This window comes from Rothia nasimurium (genome assembly GCF_049068285.1).
Lineage (GTDB): Bacteria > Actinomycetota > Actinomycetes > Actinomycetales > Micrococcaceae > Rothia > Rothia nasimurium_I.
Genome location: NZ_JBLKPV010000004.1, coordinates 150331 through 169814, shown reverse-complemented (window position 1 = coordinate 169814; position 19484 = coordinate 150331). Strand labels below are relative to the sequence as shown.

The window sequence follows — 19484 nt, the reverse complement described above, 5'->3', positions numbered from 1 at the left end:
ACTTACCTCTACTTCTTCTTCCGATCAAGAAAAGCCTGCATACGGTCAAACTTGGCCTGGGACTCAAACAAAATCGCCTGGGCCAGCTCGTCAATGTGGGGGTGGGCCTCGCGCGGGGCTCCAAAAACCCGCTTGGTCACACGCACCGCCAGCGGATCCTGGGCCCCAATACGGTCTGCCAGAGAGTGGGCGGCAGATAGAAGCTCGGACGGCTCGTGCAGCTCAGTGACCAGGCGCAACTCAAGCGCCTCGTCGGCAGACAGGATTCGACCGGCCATGAGAATCTCAAGAGCCACCGGCTCACCGACCAGCTCTTTGAGCCGCCAGAGGGCACCGGCGGCGGCGATAATGCCCAGGTTGGTTTCGGGCTGGCCCATCTTGATGTAGGGGGTACCCAGACGGAAGTCAGCCGCATAGGCCAGCTCCGCCCCGCCACCCAGGGCGTAGCCGTCAATGGAGGCAATCACCGGCATGGGGAGCTTGTGAATGCGGTCAAAAATTTGCGAATTGACCCCGCGCAGGGCGTCCTCCCGGCGGCGCTCGCGCAGCTGGGCAATGTCTGCCCCCGAGGCGAAAATTCCGCGTCCGTTGACCTCGCACCCGGTCAGAATCAGAATCTTGGGGGTGACCTCTAGGTAGGCGCAGACCTCGTGCAGTTCAGCGACCATGGTGGCGTCAATAGCGTTGCGCACTTCGGGGCGGTTCATGCGAACCAGCAGGCGGTCCTCACCCTCTTCAACGGTCAGGGCGGTGAAATGCTCAAACATTAGACAGCCTCCACCAGCAGGGCAGCGCCCTGGCCCACGCCAATGCACATGGTGGCCAGGCCCTTAGTGGCCCCCTCGCGCTCCATGCGGCCCAGCAGGGTAATGACAATGCGGGATCCGGACGAACCCAGCGGGTGACCCAGGGAGATGGCCCCGCCGTCGCGGTTGACAATCTCCTCGCTCAGGCCCAGGCGGCGCATGGAGGCCAGGGACTGGGAGGCAAAGGCCTCGTTGAGTTCTACGGCCTCCAGGTCGGCCACCGTCCACCCGGCCTTGGCCAGGGCCTTTTCGGTGGCCGGAACCGGGCCCAGACCCATGATTTCGGGGGCCAGGCCAGCGGACGCCCCGGCGACGACGCGGGCTCGGGGGGTGAGTCCGTACTTCTTCACGGCTTCTTCGGAGGCCACGATAATGGCTGAGGCCCCGTCGTTGAGGGTGGATGAGTTACCCGCCGTCACTACAGACCCGCCAGCGACAACCGGCCGCAGCCCAGCCAAGACCTCAGTGGTCGTGCCGGGGCGGGGGCCTTCATCGGTATCAACGACGGTTTCCCGGCCCTTGCGGTCGCGCACGATTACGGGCACGATTTCGTCCTTAAAGTGCCCGGCCTCAATGGCCGCGATAGCCCGCTCGTGGGAGCGGACGGCAAAGGCGTCGCAGTCTTCACGGGAAATCGACTCAACCCGGGCCACCTCTTCTGCGGTTTCAGGCATGGAGTAGGTGAACTTGTCGCGGGCTGCAAAAACAGGGTTGACGAAGCGCCAGCCGATGGCGGTATCGAAGCTCTGGCCGGGCTTGGCGAAGGCGGTGGTGGGTTTTTCCGTGACCCAGGGGGCGCGGGACATAGACTCAACACCGCCCGCAATGACGATGTCGGCGTCCCCTGCCTTAATCATCTGGGTGGCCAGGGTAATAGCGCTGAGCCCTGAGGCGCAGAGGCGGTTGACGGTGATGCCGGGGACGCTCTCGGGGTAGTCGTTGAGGAGCCAGGCCATGCGGGCGACGTTACGGTTTTCTTCACCGGCCCCGTTGGCGTTGCCCAGGATCACCTCGTCAACAGCCGCCGGGTCAAGTCCGGCCTTGTCGATGACGTCCTTAATCACCAGGGCGGCAAGGTCGTCGGGGCGGACGGACGAGAGGGCACCACCGTAGCGGCCGACGGGGGTGCGGGAGCCCCCCACCAGATATACCTGGGACATTCTTACTCCTTCGTGAGAACGCTATGGTTCGGTCAGGCCAGAAATAACTGACCAATCGTTCACTAAATCTTGTCACTTTAAGTGATGCAGGTCAAGAGAGACCAAAGACCCCCGTAACCTTTCCGCACAGAGAACGGGAGGTGACGGGGGTCTGGGACGGGGGCTTGCGGGCAGGGTATGCCCTCCTGTGTCTAGCCCCGCGCTACCTAGAGCGGCAGGCTATGAGTTCTTCGCAGGCTGGGGAGCGGTGCCCTCGTCCTCGGGGTGCAGGTCGATTTCCTGGATTCCCTTGGGGACCAGGCTGACCGCAATGAGGGAGACCAGGGTGATAACAACCAGGTAGACACCAATCATCCAGGACTGGCCGGTTTCCCGCAGGATCATCTGGGCAATCATGGGGGCAAAAGCTCCACCCAGAATCGCACCGATGGCGTAGCCGATAGAGATACCTGAGAAGCGGACGGAGGCCGGGAACATCTCAGCGTACATAGCCGACTGCGGGCCGTAGGAGGGGCCCAGGCCGATAGTCAGGACGAAGATGGCCAGGGTGAAGAGGAAGACGCTGCCGGAATCTACCAGGAACCACATGGGGATTGACCAGAGGAGCATGATGCCGTAGCCAATCTGGAAGGTGCGGACGCGGCCGAACTTGTCGGACATCCAGCCGCCCAGCATAGTGAAGGTCAGCCAGCCGAGGCCGCCGATCAGGGAGGCGGTCATGGCGTCGCCGCGGCTCATGCCCAGGGACTTGACGCCGTAGGAGATGAAGAAGGCGATGACCAGGTAGCCTGCAGCGTTATTGGCGATGAAGATGAGGGCCGCCAGGATGACTTCCTTGGTGTTGGACTTGAAGAGCTGCTTGAGGGGGGCTGATTCTTCCTTCTTGAGGTTCTGCATTTCCTTGAAGACGGGGGATTCTTCAACAGAGTGGCGGATGTAGAAGCCCACCAGAATCAGGATGATGGAAGACCAGAAGGGGATACGCCAGCCGAAGCTCAGGAACTGCTCTTCGGTCAAAATAGCGTTGAGCAGCAGGTTGACCAGGGTTGCCAGGATCATACCCAGGGGGACGCCGACCTGGGGGAAGGCGCCGAAGAAGCCGCGCTTGTTGCGCGGAGCGTGCTCAACGGACATGAGGGCCGCGCCACCCCATTCGCCACCGGCGGAGAAACCCTGCAGGACGCGGAGGGCAATAATGATGAGGGGGGCTGCAATGCCAATCTGGGCGTAGGTGGGGACGAAGCCGATACCGACGGTGGCAACACCCATCAGAATGAGGGTGAGCACCAGGGTAATCCGGCGGCCGAACTTATCACCGATATGGCCTGCGACGATTGCGCCGAGGGGGCGGAAGATGAAGCTGATACCGAGGGAGGCCCAGGAGACGATCTGGGCGATGGTCTTGTCTTCACCTTCGGGGGTGAAGTACTGGGTGGCCAGAATCAGGCCTGCGGCCTGGGCGTAAATGAAGAAGTCGTACCACTCGATGGTGGTGCCAATCAGGGTGCCTGCGAGCACCTTGCGTTCTTCGCGACTCACCTTGTGAGGCATGGTGGCTGTTGAAGACATCAGTGTCTCCTTGTGTGCTGGGGTGTGGATAGAACCGCTGTGAGGCGGGTGTCACATTTTGTGTATGCAGAGAATCATATACGAAGCGAGGGACTTCGCAACAGGGGTTGGGCAAAAAATTTTTTACCGTTTGGTCAGTAAATCATGCCCGGGGTGCTATTTCCCGTGGTGGCAAGGCAAAGGGGCCGGTGGGCGTCCTGGTAAAAAAATCAGGACGGACGCGCCCCGCCCCGCCTGACGCAAGGCCGGGCGGGGCGGGGTAAAGAATCTGCTGGGACCTATTCGCAAATAACCTGGGGGATACCCATATGCTTGAGGCCCTCGACGCCGAACTCAAGGCCGTAGCCAGAGGTTTTGATGCCACCGAAGGGAACCCGGGGGTCAATGGCGCCGTGCTTGTTGATCCAGACGGTGCCAGCCTGAATCTTGGCAGCTACCTCCCGGGCCCGCTCGATATTGGAAGACCAAACCGAGGCACCCAGGCCAACATTCAGCTTATTGGCTTCTTCTAGGGCTTCCTCCAGGGTGGAGTAGCGGATAATCGGCAGGGCCGGGCCGAACTGCTCTTCAACCACCAGGGGGTTATCCTTGGCGATGTCGGCCACCAGGGTGGTGGGATAGAAGAAGCCCTTGGCCTCTTCGTCCGGGTTGCCACCCAGCAGGACGCGGGCGCCGCCGTCCTTAGCCTTTTGCACCAGGTCAGCCACGATGTCGTACTGGGCCTTGTTTTGCAGGGGGCCCAGGACGTTCTGCTCCTCAAGGCCCACACCCATGGGCATGTTCTGGGCGACGGCAACCAGCTCCTCGCAGACGGCGTCGTAGAGGGAATCGGGCACGTAGAGGCGCTTGAGGGCTGCGCAGGTCTGGCCGGTGTTGATGAAGGCACCCCAGAAGAGGCCCTCGGCAATGGCCTTGGGGTCGGCGTCGTCCAGGACGATACCGGCGTCGTTGCCGCCCAGTTCCAGGGTGAGGCGCTTGAGGGTGTCGGCGGTGGAGGCGGCAATCTTCTTGCCGGTTGCGGTGGAGCCGGTAAAGGTGATCTTGTCGATTCCCGGGTGGGTGCTCATAGCCGCGCCGACCTCGGGGGTGGCGGGAATGATCTGCACCAGGCCCTCGGGCAGGACGCTGTTGATAACCTCAACCAGGGCCAGGACGCTCAGGGTGGTGTACTCGGAGGGCTTGAGCACAATGGTGTTACCCATACGGAGGGCCGGGGCGATCTGCCAGATGGTGATCAGCATGGGCCAGTTCCAGGGGCCAATGCCGCCCACGACGCCAATGGGGCGGTAGTTCATGACGGCGCGGGTTTCGCCGTCGTCCACCAGGGTTTCTTCTTCCAGGCCGAAGGAGGCGGTGGCGCGGGTCCAGGCGGCGCAACCCCCCACCTCAAAACGGGCATTGGGGCCGTTGAGGGGCTTGCCCTGCTCGCGGGACAGTAGTTCAGCCAGGGGCTCGGCGGCAGCTTCAATGGCGTCGGCCATTTTCATGAGGTAGTCGCTGCGCTCGGCATGGCTCAGGGCGGCCCAGGCGGGCTGGGCGGCGCGGGCCTTGGCAACCATTTCGTCGAGGACGTCGGTGCCCAGCTCGGGTGCCAAGCCGATGAGTTCCTCGGTGGCCGGGTTGAAGACTTCCCGGGTGCCACCTGCGGTAACGCGCTCTAGGAGTTCTGCGTAGGTGGTGGGTAGTGACGACATTGTCATCTCCTTGATGTTGGGTACGGTTACATCTATGATGTAAGTCACCACCCCTGCTGTGTTAGGTGGCCCGTGCAGAAACTTTGTCTTACTGTGCTGTAGGTCACGAATTCTGGTGGGGGCCGCCCAATCACCTGTGAAAGGCAGTTCATGCGCGAGACAGAAGCCCCCGAACCCTACAGCTTCCGCCAGCACGAACACATGAACCTGCCCCAATGGATCGCCGGGGCCCGGGAAAGCTTCGGCCTACTCAACATCACTGCCCCCGATTCCGAAAACTTTATCGCCAGCGTCCGCACCGCCTCCCTGGGGGAAGTCCACCTCTTCGACATGCACACCCCCGCCCACACCGTCACCCGCGAACCCACCGCCGACGACCTAGTCCACGGCGGCTACTGTAAGCTCAGCCTGCAGCTGGAGGGACAGGCAACCATCACCCAGGACGGACGCACCTGCACCCTGGGGCCAGGAGATCTAGCCCTCTACGTCACCAAACGCCCCTACCAGTTGGACTATATCGATAATCAACGCAGCCTCATCGTCCTCTTCCCCCAAAACTTCATCCACCTGGGAGCAGACTACCTGGGGGTTATCACCGCAACCCCGGTGTCAGACTCCCAGGGGCTCGGAAAGTTCGCCGTGCCCCTCTTTGAGCAGCTGGCCGCCAACATTGAAGAACTGAGCGGGCCGCACGCCCTGGCCCTGGTGCGGTCAGCCCTCGAAATGGTGATTACCGTGATGGTGGCAGAATCCAGTGAAGCCGGGCGCCAGCCGGGCAATATGCTCTACCACCAGGCGGTTGCCTACATTGAAGAACACCTCTCAGACCCCGACCTGGGGCCGGGCAAGATTGCCGAAGCCCTCTATATCTCCCTGCGGCAGCTGCACGGGCGGTTCGCTGCCCAGCAGCAGACGGTGTCGAGCTTTATCCGCTCCCGCCGCCTGGAGTGCATTCGGGAGGATCTTGCTAATCCCCTCTACCGGGGGGATTCGGTGCAGACCATTAGCGCCCGCTATGCCCTGTTTGACCCGTCGCATGTGAGCAAGGCTTTTAAGGCCGAGTATGGGGAGTCACCTTCGGTCTATCGGGCGCGGATGATTCTTGAGTAGGGGTGGGGTCTAGCCCCCAAAATGCTTTCCTGGTAAAGTAATGCCTGTAAGGAAAACTACCCTGAAAGGCATACAATCATGGCACCTAAAATAGGCTTCCTCTCCTTCGGTCACTACGGCGACTACCCCGGCTCCAAAACCCGCACAGGAGCCGACATGCTCCACCAGGCCATCGACCTGGCCGTCGGCGCCGAAGACATCGGACTGGACGGGGCCTTCTACCGCGTCCACCACTTCGCCCAACAGCAGATGTCCCCCTTCCCCCTGCTGGCCGCAGCCGGGGCCCGCACCTCCGCCATCGAGCTGGGCACCGGCGTCATCGACATGCGCTACGAAAACCCGCTCTACATGGCAGAACAGGCTGCCATGGTCGATCTGATTGCCGGTAACGAGCGCCTGCAGCTGGGTATCTCCCGCGGGTCCCCCGAAACCGTCTACAAGGGCTTTGCCCACTTCGGTTACCTGCCCGCCGAGGGCGAGGACGAGGCTGACATGGCCCGCCGCCACACCGCCCTCTTCCGCGAGGCCATTGCCGGTAAGGGCATTGCCCAGAGCATTTCTGACCCCACCCAGCTCGACCCCATTACACCCCAGTCACCCGGCCTGCCGCGTCGTATCTGGTGGGGCGCTGGTACACGCGATACCGCCCGCTGGACCGGCGAGCAGGGCATGAACCTTATGTCCTCCACCCTGCTGCTGGAAGATACCGGTGTGCCCTTTGATCAGCTGCAGGCCGAGCAGCTACGTATTTTCAAGCAGGCTTGGGCGGACGCCGGGCACGAGGGTACCCCGCGCACTTCGGTCTCGCGCTCGATTATCCCGATTATCGATGAGCAGAGTAACTACTACTTCGGCCTGCGTGCTCAGGCTGAGGGGCAAGACCAGGTCGGTATTCTGGACGGTGCTGTCTCCCGCTTCGGCAAGAGCTACATTGGTGAGCCCGACAAAATCGCCGAGGAACTGGCCCAGGACGAGGCTGTGGCAGAGGCAGACACCCTGCTGGTGACCATTCCCAACATGCTGGGAGTGGACTTCAACCTGCGCCAGCTGGAGGCAATCGTCCGCGACATCAAGCCCGCGCTCTAACCCCGTCCCGCCCCTAGCAAGGGGACCTCATTTCTTCAAAAGGACCGCATAATATGCGGTCCTTTTGAAGTTTTGCGATCCCCTTGAGAATGAGGAGTTACTTGACCCCTTCAATCTCGGATTCAGTGACCCACTTATGGTTCTTCATGGTCATGCCACCGGCAGTGAAGTCCACCATATAAACGGTCTCATCGGTGGACGATTCAACCGTCCCCTCAGCTCCCTTCATGCCGGTCATGTGCTCAGCCTCGATGGTCACGGGGGTGCCGTCGGAAAGGCGCTCGCTCCCGGCGTCCGCCAGTTCTTCCTGCACAACCCACTTGTGGTCAGTGACGGGGTCAGACCCGTCGGTAGGGGTGTAGTTCACCGAGTAGGTGTAGGTCTGATAGGCGCCCACGATGGTGGCGGTAGCCCCGTCCATGCCACTCATGTGGTCAGCGGCGAGAACAACCTCGGTGCCAACCGGGTAGGTGGGGTCTGATGCTTCAGCGATACCGGCAGGTGCGGGCCCGCCATCTGTCGGGTGGTTGGCGTGATCAGCGTGGGCTGCGGCAGCTGACGAGACCAGAGCCTCAGCCTCGTTTTTAGCATTTGACTCGTTGGACCCGCAGGCGGTCAGAGCCAGCAGAGATAGGGCAGCGAGGGTGAGGACGCGGGTGGGTAGGGTTTTCATAGGTGCCTCCTGGGGCGTTGGTTGGGGTGTTAGGAAAAGCGGAGCAGGCGGGTGGAGTTGAGTACCACGAAAACCGAGGAGAAGGCCATGGCTGCTGCTGCAATCATGGGGTTGAGCAGGCCAGCTGCTGCCACCGGAATAGCCACCGTGTTATAGGCAAAGGCCCAGAAGAGGTTGCTCTTAATGAGTCGCAAGGTGGCCCGCGAGAGTCGAATGGCTGTCGGCAGTGAGCCCAGGTCGCTGCGCACAATGGTCATGTCGGCAGCCTCCATAGCCACGTCGGTGCCCGACCCCATGGCCACGCCCACATCGGCCTTGGCCAGGGCGGCCGCGTCATTCACGCCGTCGCCCACCATGGCGACCCCCACCCCGCCCTCTTGCAGGCGGGTGATGGTGGCCAGCTTATCGGAGGGGCTAACTCCCGCATAAACATTCGCGGAGTCAATGCCCACCCGGGCAGCTACCGCACGGGCGACGGGTTCGGCGTCCCCGGTCAGTAGAACCGGGGTGAGCCCCAGGGCCTTGAGTTCTGCCAGGGCTTCGGACGCCCCCGGCTTGGGGGTATCTTGCAGGGCCAGCAGGGCCGCGGGCTGCCCGTTGAGAGCAAGGACGACGGTGGTGCGCCCGGCCTCCTGCCCGGCCAGTAGGGTGCGGGTGTGGGCTTCGCTCAGCTCGATACCTTCGGCAGCCAAGAAGCTAACCTGACCCACTAGAGCCGTGATTTCTCGGCTTTCACCTGGGGAAACCTCTTCCAGTAGGGTGGCTCGCACACCCCCGCCTGGGGCTGACTCAAAGGCGGTGACTTCAGGCAGGGAGGAACCCGCCCCAGCAGTCTGGGCTGCCTGGGTGATAGCCCGGGCAATGGGGTGCTCAGAGCGGCTCTCAGCCGCCCCGGCCGCCGCCAGCAGACGTCCGGCGTCCTGGGCTTCAAAGCCCGCTAAGGGGGTTACCTCAGCCAGGGTGAAGGCACCGGTGGTGACGGTGCCGGTCTTATCGAGAACCACGGTGCGCAGGTGCTTGGTGGATTCGAGCACCTGGGCTGAACGAATCAGAATACCCAGCTGGGAACCGCGCGAGGTGCCTGCCAACAGGGCCGTAGGGGTAGCCAGACCCAGGGCGCAGGGGCAGGCGATGACCAGCACCGACACGGCTGCGGTAAAGGCGGCGTTGAGGTCGCCTGTCACCAGCAGCCAGCCCGCCAGGGTGGCCAGAGCCAGCCCAATGACAATCGGAACAAAAACCGCAGAAACCCTATCTGCCAGGCGGGCGATAGGAGCCTTGGTGGACTGGGCCTCCGCCACGGTGCGACTCATCTGGGCCAGCACGGTATCGGCCCCCACCCGGGTTGCCCGCACCGTCAGGGAGCCGGACGTATTGACGGTCGCCCCGACAACGGCGTCCCCAACCCCCACCTCAACCGGCACAGACTCACCGGTCAGCAAGGAGGTATCAACCGCCGAGCGGCCCTCGACAACCTCGCCGTCCACCGCGATTTTCTCGCCGGGGCGCACCAGAAAGATGTCTCCGGGCAGCAAGTCCTTGACGGGAATCTGCACTTCCCGCCCGCCCTGCAGCACCGTGGCCGACTTTGCCCCCAGGTTCAGCAGGGCCCGCAGGGCCTGGGACGAGCGCCGGGCGGTACGGTGCTCAATGGTGCGGCCAGCCAGCAGGAAGAGGGTAATCATGGCGGCGGCATCGAAGTAGAGCATGTGGTCCATGCCGTGGCTGCCAGGCGAGGACGCCCCGTGCCCGGCATGGGCGGTCATAGCCGGATCCATGGCCAGCTGCCAGAGCGAAAAAGCGTAGGAGGCAACCACACCCAGAGAAATGAGGGTGTCCATGGTGAAAGAGCCGTGCCGCAGGTTAGTCCAGGCCGGGCGGTGGAAGGGCATAGCCGCCCAGGTGGCTACCGGCAGGGTCAGGGCAGCGACCACCCAGCCCCAGTGGGGGAACTGGAAGGTGGCAAACATAGATATCAGAAAGACCGGCAGAGTGAAGAGCGCCGCCACCCACAGTCGCGGGACGAGCGAATCCTGCCCGGCCTCGTCCGCCTGCTCCACAGCGTCCTGCTTGAGACTGGCCGAGTAGCCGGCCTTCTCAATGGTTTCAATCAGCTGCTCATCGGTGATAGAGGCGGGTGCAACCACGCGGGCGGTCTCCAGCGGCAGGTTGACCGAGGGCTCCACCCCAATTTTCTTGAGCTTGCGCTCCACCCGCCCCACGCAGGACGCGCAGGTCATGCCTCCCACGTTCAGATTCACGATGCGGGTATCACCGGTGAAAACCTCAGCGGTGGATTGGGTGGGCATGACGCCTTCTTTCACTTAGTTCGTGGTGTTTGGTGCTTGCAGGGTGCGGACGCGCGTCGTCCCCTGAACCAGGGATTAGGCGACGGGGGTGAACCCGGCTTCTTCGATGGCGGCTGAGACGGCTGCGGCGTCCAGGTCGCCGGTGTGGTTGATGGTGACGGTGGATTCGCCGCCCTTGACCACATCGACCTCGACTCCGGTGACGTTCTCAATCTCTTCGATTTCTTCGCGGACGCTCATGGCGCAGTGGTTGCAGGTGAGGCCGGTTGCCTTGACGATAGTTGCTGACATGGGGTTTCTCCTTGTTCGGTAGGGGGCGCGGACGCCCGTACTTGGGGTGGCGGGAAGCGGTGGGCTTCCGCCGGGTTTAGCTCTTGATCAGACGGGTAATGGCTGCCATGGCCTCGCTGATTTTGTCGTCGAGCGGGGCGGTGTCGCCGGTGGCCTCTGCCTGGGTGGCAGCTTCGACGACGCAGTGCCGCACATGGTCTTCTAATAGCTGGATGGAGACGCTGTGCAGGGCCTTGTTGATGGCAGAGACTTGGGTGAGGATGTCGATGCAGTAGACGTCCTCGTCGACCATGCGCTGGATGCCGCGCACCTGCCCCTCGATGCGGCGCAGGCGCTTGAGGTAGGCGTCCTTGTCGGCGGTGTAGCCGTGCTGGTGCCCCTCGTGCGGGCTGGCCTGGTGGGTTGCGCAGTGTTCTTTGCTCATGACTTAAGCATATACCCCCCAGGGGTATATTTGCAAGGGGGTGAATCTCGAATGCCCACGAAATTGCCCAAAGTGCGACATTAGAGGGCACGGATGAAAATTTCGGAGACATTCGGCACCGCCAGCCAATACTAAGCGCCCTGTTAGACTGGTTCTATGGCTTCTTTCATCGAGGATTACGCCCTACTCTCAGACATGAACACCGGTGCGCTGGTTTCCCGCAGCGGCTCCATTGACTGGTTCTGCGCCCCCCGCTTCGACTCCCGGGCAGTCTTCGCGGCCCTCCTAGGCGAACGAGAACACGGCCGCTGGCTCCTAGCCCCCCTCGAATCAGTCAACCCCGCCCCCGTCGAAGAAGTCCGTACCGAACGCTCCTACCTCGAAAACACCTTTATTCTGCAAACCGTCTGGTCAGTCGGGGAAGCCTCCGTGCGCGTCACCGAATTCATGCCCCTCTCCGGCGGAACCACTATCGTCCGCAACGTCGAAGGACTCACCGGCGACATCACCATGTACCACGAGCTCGCCCTCCGCTTCGACTACGGCAAAACTATCCCCTGGGTCACCCGCTACGAAAGCACCGACCCCGCAGGCAACCCCGACCCGGCCGCCTCCATGCTCGTCGGCATGGCAGGGCCCCACGCCCTCGTCTTCCGGGGGGACTCCCTGCCCGACGGCGACCCCGAATCCAAGGCCGAAACCTTCACTGTCTCTGCAGGCCAGAGCTACACCTTCACCCTGTCCTACTTCGCCTCCAACCACAATCCCCCCGCCCCCGTTGACTACCTCGCCGCCCTCACCTACACCCAGGACCAATGGCGCGAATGGTCAGACCTCTACACCCCCGCCCCGACCGTCCCCGCTGGCCAGGACGTCCCCGCCCCGGCCTCCACCACTATCTCAGCTGAACTAGAACCACCGGCTGACCTGGAGGTATCCCCCGCCGAAGAGCCCCGCCCCTCCCTCCTGCGGGAGGCCGGCTCCAACACAGCTACCCCCGAAGTCGACCACGACACCTACCAGGAACTCGCCCAAACAGCCGCCCAGCGCGTCGTCCCCACTGAAGCAGACCACCGCGAAGAAGCCAACGCCCGCTACCGAGAAGCCCGCCTGCGCTCCCTCCTTCTGTTACGCTCCCTCATCTCCCGTGAAACCGGGGCCCTGGTCGCCTCCGTCACCACCTCCCTGCCCGAAGTCATCGGCGGCAAACGCAACTACGACTTCCGCTTCACCTGGCTCCGTGACGTCGCCATGACCATGGACGTCATGCTCACCCACGGCCACGAACGCGAAACCGCCCAGCTGCGCAACTGGATCCTGCGGGCCCTTGCCAACAACCCCCGCCGCGTCCACGCCGTCTACGGGCTGGCAGGCGAAAAGGACGACATCGAGCGCCGCCTGGCCCTGCCCGGCTATGAGGGCTCCCAGCCGGTGAGAAGCGGAAACGGGTCGGGCGACCAGTTCCAGGGGGACGCCCTGGGCCAGGTGCTCGTCACCTTCGCCAACCTGCGCGAAGCGGGCGTGGCAGAAGACCACCTCTCCTGGCCCCTGCAAAAGGCCCTACTCAATGCTGCAGCCGACCGGATCGGGGAGCCTGACCGCTCCATGTGGGAAACCTTCGGGGAACCCGCCGTCTACACCCACTCCCAGGCCATGCTCTGGGCCGCCTTTGACGCCGGGGTTTCGGCGGTGCGTGATTTCGGGTTGGACGGGGACGCCGCCACCTGGGAACACTGCCGGGACGCTGTTGCTGAAGAGATCCTTGACCGGGGTTTCAACGCTGATTTGGGCTGTTTCGTCTCCACCTACGGCGGGTCATCGGTTGATGCTTCCCTGCTGCAGCTGCCCCAGATTGGTCTGGTGGCCTGGGACGATGAGCGTATGCTGGCGACCGTTGCGAAAATTGAGCAGACAATCTCCCACCCCTCGGGCATGATTTACCGCTACGACAACTCCGACTCCCACGACGGTTTTGAGGGACAGGATAACCCCCACTTCATCTCCTCCCTCTGGCTGGCCGAGCAGTACATTCGCTCGGGTCGTGAGGAGGACGGCCGCGCCCTGCTTGATACCGTGCTGGATTGCGCCAATGACCTGGGGCTGATGAGTTCTGAGTACGACTTTGACCAGCAACGCCTGACCGGCAACTTCCCGCAGGCCCTGGCCCATATTTCCCTGATCCGGGCAGTGGAGGCCCTGGGGCTCTAGGCAGACACCCCCACCCCCGAGTAGGTACCATCTAAATCAGAAAAACCCACCAACTAGGTGGGTTTTTCCGATTTAAATGGTCCTTTCCGTATGGGCGTACCACCCAGGCTGCCCTAGAGCAGCTTGTGGGCCGCCTCTACCAGAATCAGCACACCAAAGACCAGGAGCACCGCCCCGGCGATTCCGTCGATGATGAGGGTGGCACGCGGATGCAGCAGCCACTTCATGGCCAAGGCTGCCAGTGAGATAATCAGGGTAAACCAGAGCACGTTAATGCCGCCGTGGATCAGGGCCAGTAGGCTACCCATAATGAAGGGGTGTACGCTGGCCACCATAAAGGGCGGCACACTGGCAATGTAGAAGACCGCGATTTTCGGGTTGAGAATGTTGGCGATGAAGCCCGCCAGAAAGTCCTTACCCACCTTTTTCTCGTTGGCCGGGGCGGGGCCGTCCTTGCCCTCGGGTAAGGACGCCGCGCGACCAGGCAACGAGGCCAGGGCGGCCTGTTCGGTTTTGAGGACGGTCACCTGCCCCCAGCGCCTGAGGTTGAGCAGGAATTTGATGCCCAGGTAAATCAGGTAGAGGCCGCCCGCCACGGTGATGAGGTCAAAGATGAGGGGCGCGGCGGCCATGAGCACGGCCAGGCCGGTGGCGGCTGTGACGCCCCAGATCAGCAGGCCAGCCGTAATGCCAAAGACACAGGCGTAGGCGCTTCTTTTGCCCCCGGCTACGAGAGAGCGCAGCACCAGGGCGGTGTCTGTGGCCGGGATAATCGTAATCAGAAAAGCGATTCCGGCGAAGCCAAGGAGGGCCTGGGTAAGGGTCATGGGCACTACTGTAAGCGAGAGAGTAAACCCGGTTCAATTCCATGTATGTAACCGATTCCAGCTGGCAGCTGCACTCGGCCTTTGGGCGGCTATGCCACCGCCCGCCTGCTCATTGATATTCTGCGGGAGTTGAACCCGGGAACGTCCTAACCCACCCAGCGGTAGCCGGTTCCCTTGCGTCCTCGCTCGCCCACCATCGCAACGAGGCCTGCCTTAAGGAGTTGCTCTACAGCGTAGCGAACCTGGGCTGGGCTGAGCCCGGTCTGGTCGACGAGCTGAGAGCGCGTCAGTACCTGCCCGGAGGCAAGCGCCTGTGCAATAAGAGGGGTATTCTTGCCGACTCCCTGGGGTAAAACCGGAGCAGGGGCTTGGGGCTGAGCGCTTGGGGCGGCTACCGAAGCAGGACGTACCGGTTGGTTCTGACGGACAGGCAGGGGGTTCTCTGCAAACCAGAGAACCACCCGAAACTTGACCCCGGTATCGGTGAAAATAGGGGCGGGTGCTCCTACCTCTTCAAGGGCCTGCCGGATCTCCCGAATCCCTCCACCCTCGCCCTCAATCACCCGGGCCCCATCTGGGGTTTCGCTTTGCTTCATCAGGTGATAGAGCCTCTGGTTGACCGCTGCCTGAGCGTGTTCTTCGCTTAAGAGTTGGTGGGTAGATAGACCGCGTAACCCACCGGGGCTCTCAACGATGAGGCACCGTTCGGTGATGCGGACCTGCACAGACTTGCCGGTGCTGAGCGTTAGGGGGCTGAGATCACGGTGAACTAGGGCATTGGCAATGACCTCGCGCACTGCGGTCATGGGGAGAACTGTTTGGTCGTAGAGGTCCCCGCTGGTGCTGTAGACCTGGTAGGTGGGGAGGTTGGCCTCCACCCAGTTCGTGAGGTCTGCAAGCAGGTCAGGCACGGCTCCATCGAAATGTTCAAGATTGCGGCTTCGTGACGTGCCGTTGCGGGTGGTGAGGACGGCAGCAGTCACCCCGAGAGCAGGTTCAGGGCCCTGCGGGTAAAAACCTAGTCCGTACACACCCGCTACCGTGGGGACGCCCTGGGGGTCTAGGACGCCTGTTGCCCTGAGAATATCTTCGTCCTCTAGCTGCCGCATACGCCTGCTGCTTGCCCGAGCGTGCTCCAGGTAGCTCTTGACGAGCCGGGGGTTTAGGTCCTCCCTGGAGGTATTGGGGGCAGGCTGGGCGTCGTACCGAATGTGCTCAGAGGCGTGGAGCTTAGCGACCTCAATCATGCGTAGCTCCACGGGGTTCATGGCGTAGTCGCCGTCTGACTGGCGAAGATACGATACGCCCTTGTAGGTGGCTGGCTTGGCTGTGGTAGGGAGCCCCTGCACATCGACGACGAGTACGGTGGTAGTTTCGTCCTCCTCTGGGGCGAGAGCTGTGAACTCTAGGTAGGGGGCTGGGACGACGTCGTTTCGGTTGTGAGCGGCGATTGCTGCTTCAAGCTGGGCAACCTGGGGTACCCCGGTAACGGTGAACCCTGCCTTCTCGTCGATACCTAGGATAATAGTTCCACCGCCAGGCATATTGGCAAAAGCGCAGAGGGTTTCTCCTAGGCGGGTCGGCATGCCTGCCTGGGCTTTTTTGACTTCAAGGGTGGTGGTGTCGCCTTGGCGTTGGCGCAGTTGCTTGAGGGTTGCCGTGAGGCGGGCGGGTGTCCAGGTCATGGTTAAAGCATGGAAGTGTCATGGTGAAAAGTCAATGTCAATTTTCACCATGAAGGACAATTGTTTCACCATGATTTTCACCAGGATGCCGCCGCCCGCCTCCTCGTTGACATTGGGCGGGAGCTGAACCCGGCGTCGTCATGGTGAAAATCGGCGGTCATTGCTCACCATGATGGGCGATTTTCACCATGATAGTCTCCATGATGTTCGCTATGAAGACTCCACCTGCCTGCCCCAGCGGGCGGCCTTGGCCGCGCAAATCATGAGCTGAACCTGGTGGAAGATCATGAGTGGCAGAATCAGGGCACCCACGGCCCCGCCCCCGAAAATCACGGCAGCCATGGGTAGGCCGGTGGCCAGGGACTTCTTCGAGCCGCAGAACTGCACCGCCACCCGGTCGCCGTAGCTAAAGCCCAGCTTCTTGGCCACAACCCCGCTGAGCCAGAGCAGGAACTCCACCAGGGCAAGCGACAGAAGAACCAGAAGCAGAATCTGCCAGGGACTGATGCGGGTCCAGATACCCTGCACGATGCCGTCCGAAAAGGCCGCGTAGACCACCATGGCGATAGAGAACCGGTCAACGTGCTTGGTCAGCTTGTTCTTGGCAATCTCGCCCACCCAGCGGCGCAGGAGCTGGCCCAGCATGAAGGGCAACAGGAGCTGAAGGGCAATATCACCGAACACAGAGCCGGAGATAGTGAGCTGATCGCTCTGCATCAGCAGCATGACCAGCAGGGGGGTGGCGACCACGCCCACGATATTTGAGGCACTCGCGCTAACAATTGCCCCGGCCACATTGCCCTTAGCGATCGAGGTGAAAGCCACCGAGGACTGCACAGTGGAGGGCACCAGGGTCATGAAGAGCAGGCCCAGGTAGAGCTCCCGCCCGATCAGGCCCTGAAGGGGGTAGAGGGCCAGGCCAATGAGGGGGAAGATGAGGTAGGTAAAGCCCAGAATGGTGCTATGAAGCCGCCAGTTCTTCAGGCCCTGCAGGGCCTCCTGGGGGGAGAGCCTCGCCCCGTAGAGGAAGAAGAGCAGGCCGATAGCGATTTTGGTGGCGACGCTGAACCCCTCAGCGAAGTCCCCGCGGGCCGGGGCAATTATCGCCAGGGCAACGGCGAGCAGAATCAGGGTGATGAGCGGGTCTGGGCGCCAGGAGCGCAGTTTCTGGGGTAGGGCCATTTAGCCCATTTTACTCTTTGCCCTTTTCAGCCTCATACCATTTGGCGCCGCCGAGCGCTGCTAGAACCAGGGCAACAATACCTGCGATAGCGTAGAGAAAACCCATGGGGCTCACCTTCTTTCTGAGGGCTAATAAACCCCACCCTAACCCATGCTTGTGATTTAGGCAACAGGTTGGGGTGGGGTTTTCGTGTCGAGGCTTAGCCCTGGTCAGCCGACGGGTTGCCAGGGGCGGACGCCGGGCGCTCGCCCTCCCAGGGGCTGGCAGCCGGGGCGGCCCCTGCGTCCTGACCCTGCTGGTCAGGTGAATGCTGGCCGGGCACCTGCTGGCCTGGTGCCGGAGGCTGGGGCGCGACGTCCTGCCCGTGAGAATCCTGCCCGCCAGGGACGGGTGCTGCCCAGGTGGGCGGGGCGGGCTGGCGGAACTGCGGGGGTACCCAGCCGGTGTAGAGCATATCGCCCACGGTACGGTCGCGGTACTGGGCGGGGCGGCGGTAGGTGGTGTTAACTGAACCCCAGTGCTGGTTGTCGGCCCGCTCGGGGTAGGTGGCCAGGTGGTCGGTGGCCTGCAGGGGATCAGCCCAGGCTTCGGCAGGCTCTGCCGCCGGAATCATAGACAGCGGGTAGGGCGGGTTGTTCTTGGGACGCCAGATGAGGCGGCCGGGTTCGGTGCGGTCGCGGAGGGAGTGGGCTCGCCAGGTGACGGGCGGGTGGGTTGAGTTAAGGTTGGCGACCCAGGTGAAGAAGCCCCCCTCGTAGACGGCCCGGTTGGCTAGCTCGTGGAAGTTGACGTCGTTCATGAGGTACTTGCCAGCGGCCAGGACGCAGGTGGTGGTTTCGGCACCGTCGGGGGCGTAGCGGTAGCCGAAGTTGTCGGCGGTGTATTCCTGGGTGCGGGAAAGCAGTTTGCCGGCGAAGGGGATTTGCATGAAGAAGCTGGTGAAGATTAGGCGGAAGTAGCTGGTATGACCGGCGGCGATATGCCCTACCTCGTGCCCGATGATGAAGCGCAGGGCTTCGGGGTTGCGGGCTGCCCCGCCGATTTCGAAGAGGTCGGAGTAGATGGCGATGAAGCGGCGGTGGCCGTGGCCCGAGGCGAAAGCGTTGATTTGGCCGTTGCCGAGGACGACGTAGGCGTCGGGCACGCGGCGCAGACCGGCGGCGTGGGCGGCTTGCGCCACCATTTGGTAGGCCTCGGGGAACTGGGTGGGGGTGATACGCACCCCGCTGAGGCGCAGGCGTCCGTACATGGCACCGCGTACAAAGAAGATGCCCAGGGGCAGGTAGATGGCGATGGCGATGAGCTGGCCCATGAGGTTGCTGATGCCCATGCCGGTGCTTTCAACGCCTGTGGCGATGAAGCTGATGAAGGAGGAGATGAGGTAGATGCCGCCGCCGATGTAGATCAGGAAGGTTAGGGCGTAGGCCATGATGACGAGGGGGAGCTCGGCGGGGTGGCGGATTGAGTTGAGGAACTTGAAGGGGAGGAGGGATTGGAAGCCGAAGAGTTTGGGTGCGGGCAGGGGGGAGATGGGGTGCTGGCGCATGTCTTCGGGTAGCCAGCCGCCGCTGAGGTCATCGGGTAGGGGCTGGTGCAGGCCGGGTTGGGGGGCTTGCGGGCCGGACGCCTGTGGGCGGGCTGCGCCGGGGTGGGGCGGCTGGTTGCTGGGCTGGTTGTCGCCGGGTGTGTTCTCGCTCATGCCTGTTCCTGCTAGGTGGTCTGCTATCTTCTGATACCCACACTAGCAAATAGGCAGGAATGCCTCCTTTGTTATTTGAGTATTCTGTTGAGTTCTGGTTCAAAGGGGTCTGTGTCGGGGTTCAAGATGAGAGAAGTCAGGGAAACAGGTAGGGCGGCTGGGTACCCACTGTAGTCGTAACTGAATCTGTATGTGACGCTACCACGGATCAGGGTTATAAGTGCCTGGCTATGATGGTTGCTGAGGTGGAGTAGCTGGATAGGGAGGGAAGGTGATTCTTCAGAAAAAACATTGTAGTAGGAACCGAGATCATCAAGAAGGTTGGGCCAGGTTTGTTGAGGATCATCAGTTATATCGGGTTGCATCTGGGAAGGTTCGCAAAGGTCTTCTCCAAATTCATGATGAAACATTTGGTATACACTTTGAACGGCGCAACTTTTATTTAAATGGATACTTTTAGAATTTTTGAACTTTATATTAGCTGCAGATGACTCGGGGTCAATCTTTATGGACTGAATACAGTGTATTTGCTGCGAATATTCTATCTTTGCTAAACAAACTAGCAACTTTGCTGTGGAGTCAGTCATATGTTAAGTGCTTTCTTTACAAAATCTGGGCATAAATCGCCACGATTTTTACAATAGGTTGTAGTGACTCCAAAATGTTTCCCATCGGACGTATTGGTTCTGAAATCAACGCTAGTTAACAAAATAAAAACCTGCCCGAAAGGTTTGGTTTTCATGGGGGATTTCCTTGGATG

Annotated in this window: 16 protein-coding genes; 3 read left to right on the top strand and 13 right to left on the bottom strand. The window is 61.9% G+C overall.

Annotated elements, in window-relative coordinates; translation table 11 throughout:
- Positions 1–8: 8 nt before the first annotated feature.
- The 4 genes from ACMXX3_RS05375 to ACMXX3_RS05360 all read right to left on the bottom strand — a co-directional run bounded on the left by ACMXX3_RS05375 (position 9) and on the right by ACMXX3_RS05360 (position 5229).
- The gene (locus ACMXX3_RS05375; protein WP_421083722.1) at positions 9–767 is read right to left on the bottom strand and encodes an enoyl-CoA hydratase/isomerase family protein; all 759 of its coding nucleotides are present in this window, start codon (positions 765–767) and stop codon (positions 9–11) included.
- A complete protein-coding gene (locus tag ACMXX3_RS05370) occupies positions 767–1966 on the bottom strand; it encodes a thiolase family protein (protein ID WP_421083721.1) in 1200 nt (399 codons plus the stop codon). Before ACMXX3_RS05370 ends, ACMXX3_RS05375 begins: the two co-directional genes overlap by 1 nt.
- Positions 1967–2185: 219 nt before the next feature.
- Positions 2186–3535: an MFS transporter gene (locus ACMXX3_RS05365; RefSeq protein ID WP_421083720.1), complete on the bottom strand. Its 1350-nt coding sequence runs from the start codon at positions 3533–3535 to the stop codon at positions 2186–2188.
- A 278-nt stretch (positions 3536–3813) separates the two neighbouring features.
- On the bottom strand, positions 3814–5229 hold the full coding sequence (locus ACMXX3_RS05360; protein WP_421083719.1) for an aldehyde dehydrogenase family protein: 1416 nt from the start codon (positions 5227–5229) through the stop codon (positions 3814–3816).
- Between the two features lie 150 nt (positions 5230–5379).
- Here ACMXX3_RS05360 and ACMXX3_RS05355 point away from each other — a divergent pair, with 150 nt between their 5' ends.
- Positions 5380–6339: a helix-turn-helix domain-containing protein gene (locus ACMXX3_RS05355; RefSeq protein WP_421083718.1), complete on the top strand. Its 960-nt coding sequence runs from the start codon at positions 5380–5382 to the stop codon at positions 6337–6339.
- A 78-nt stretch (positions 6340–6417) separates the two neighbouring features.
- Positions 6418–7425: an LLM class flavin-dependent oxidoreductase gene (locus ACMXX3_RS05350; protein ID WP_237208517.1), complete on the top strand. Its 1008-nt coding sequence runs from the start codon at positions 6418–6420 to the stop codon at positions 7423–7425.
- A 97-nt stretch (positions 7426–7522) separates the two neighbouring features.
- On the opposite strand, the gene ACMXX3_RS05345 is transcribed toward ACMXX3_RS05350, so the two are convergent.
- The 4 genes from ACMXX3_RS05345 to ACMXX3_RS05330 all read right to left on the bottom strand — a co-directional run bounded on the left by ACMXX3_RS05345 (position 7523) and on the right by ACMXX3_RS05330 (position 11122).
- Positions 7523–8098, bottom strand: a complete 576-nt coding sequence (locus ACMXX3_RS05345) for a YdhK family protein (RefSeq protein ID WP_421083717.1) — start codon at positions 8096–8098, stop codon at positions 7523–7525.
- Positions 8099–8127: 29 nt separating this feature from the next.
- Positions 8128–10407, bottom strand: coding sequence for a heavy metal translocating P-type ATPase (locus tag ACMXX3_RS05340; RefSeq protein ID WP_421083716.1), 2280 nt, complete (start codon positions 10405–10407; stop codon positions 8128–8130).
- A 75-nt stretch (positions 10408–10482) separates the two neighbouring features.
- Complete coding sequence (locus ACMXX3_RS05335; RefSeq protein WP_237200687.1) at positions 10483–10698, bottom strand: heavy-metal-associated domain-containing protein; 216 nt, start codon at positions 10696–10698, stop codon at positions 10483–10485.
- A gap of 76 nt (positions 10699–10774) precedes the next feature.
- Positions 10775–11122, bottom strand: coding sequence for a metal-sensitive transcriptional regulator (locus ACMXX3_RS05330; RefSeq protein WP_421083715.1), 348 nt, complete (start codon positions 11120–11122; stop codon positions 10775–10777).
- A gap of 156 nt (positions 11123–11278) precedes the next feature.
- Between ACMXX3_RS05330 and ACMXX3_RS05325 the strand changes: the two genes are divergently transcribed.
- Positions 11279–13330, top strand: a complete 2052-nt coding sequence (locus ACMXX3_RS05325) for a glycoside hydrolase family 15 protein (protein WP_421083714.1) — start codon at positions 11279–11281, stop codon at positions 13328–13330.
- A gap of 113 nt (positions 13331–13443) precedes the next feature.
- On the opposite strand, the gene ACMXX3_RS05320 is transcribed toward ACMXX3_RS05325, so the two are convergent.
- The 5 genes from ACMXX3_RS05320 to ACMXX3_RS05300 all read right to left on the bottom strand — a co-directional run bounded on the left by ACMXX3_RS05320 (position 13444) and on the right by ACMXX3_RS05300 (position 19311).
- A complete protein-coding gene (locus tag ACMXX3_RS05320; RefSeq protein WP_421083713.1) occupies positions 13444–14157 on the bottom strand; it encodes a LysE family translocator in 714 nt (237 codons plus the stop codon).
- Between the two features lie 146 nt (positions 14158–14303).
- Positions 14304–15842, bottom strand: a complete 1539-nt coding sequence (locus ACMXX3_RS05315) for an ATP-binding protein (protein ID WP_421083712.1) — start codon at positions 15840–15842, stop codon at positions 14304–14306.
- 210 nt (positions 15843–16052) lie between these two features.
- The gene (locus tag ACMXX3_RS05310) at positions 16053–17024 is read right to left on the bottom strand and encodes a bile acid:sodium symporter family protein (RefSeq protein ID WP_421083711.1); all 972 of its coding nucleotides are present in this window, start codon (positions 17022–17024) and stop codon (positions 16053–16055) included.
- Positions 17025–17224: 200 nt separating this feature from the next.
- The gene (locus ACMXX3_RS05305; protein ID WP_421083710.1) at positions 17225–18724 is read right to left on the bottom strand and encodes a M48 family metalloprotease; all 1500 of its coding nucleotides are present in this window, start codon (positions 18722–18724) and stop codon (positions 17225–17227) included.
- A 71-nt stretch (positions 18725–18795) separates the two neighbouring features.
- A complete protein-coding gene (locus ACMXX3_RS05300) occupies positions 18796–19311 on the bottom strand; it encodes a hypothetical protein (RefSeq protein ID WP_421083709.1) in 516 nt (171 codons plus the stop codon).
- Between the last annotated feature and the right edge of the window lie 173 nt (positions 19312–19484).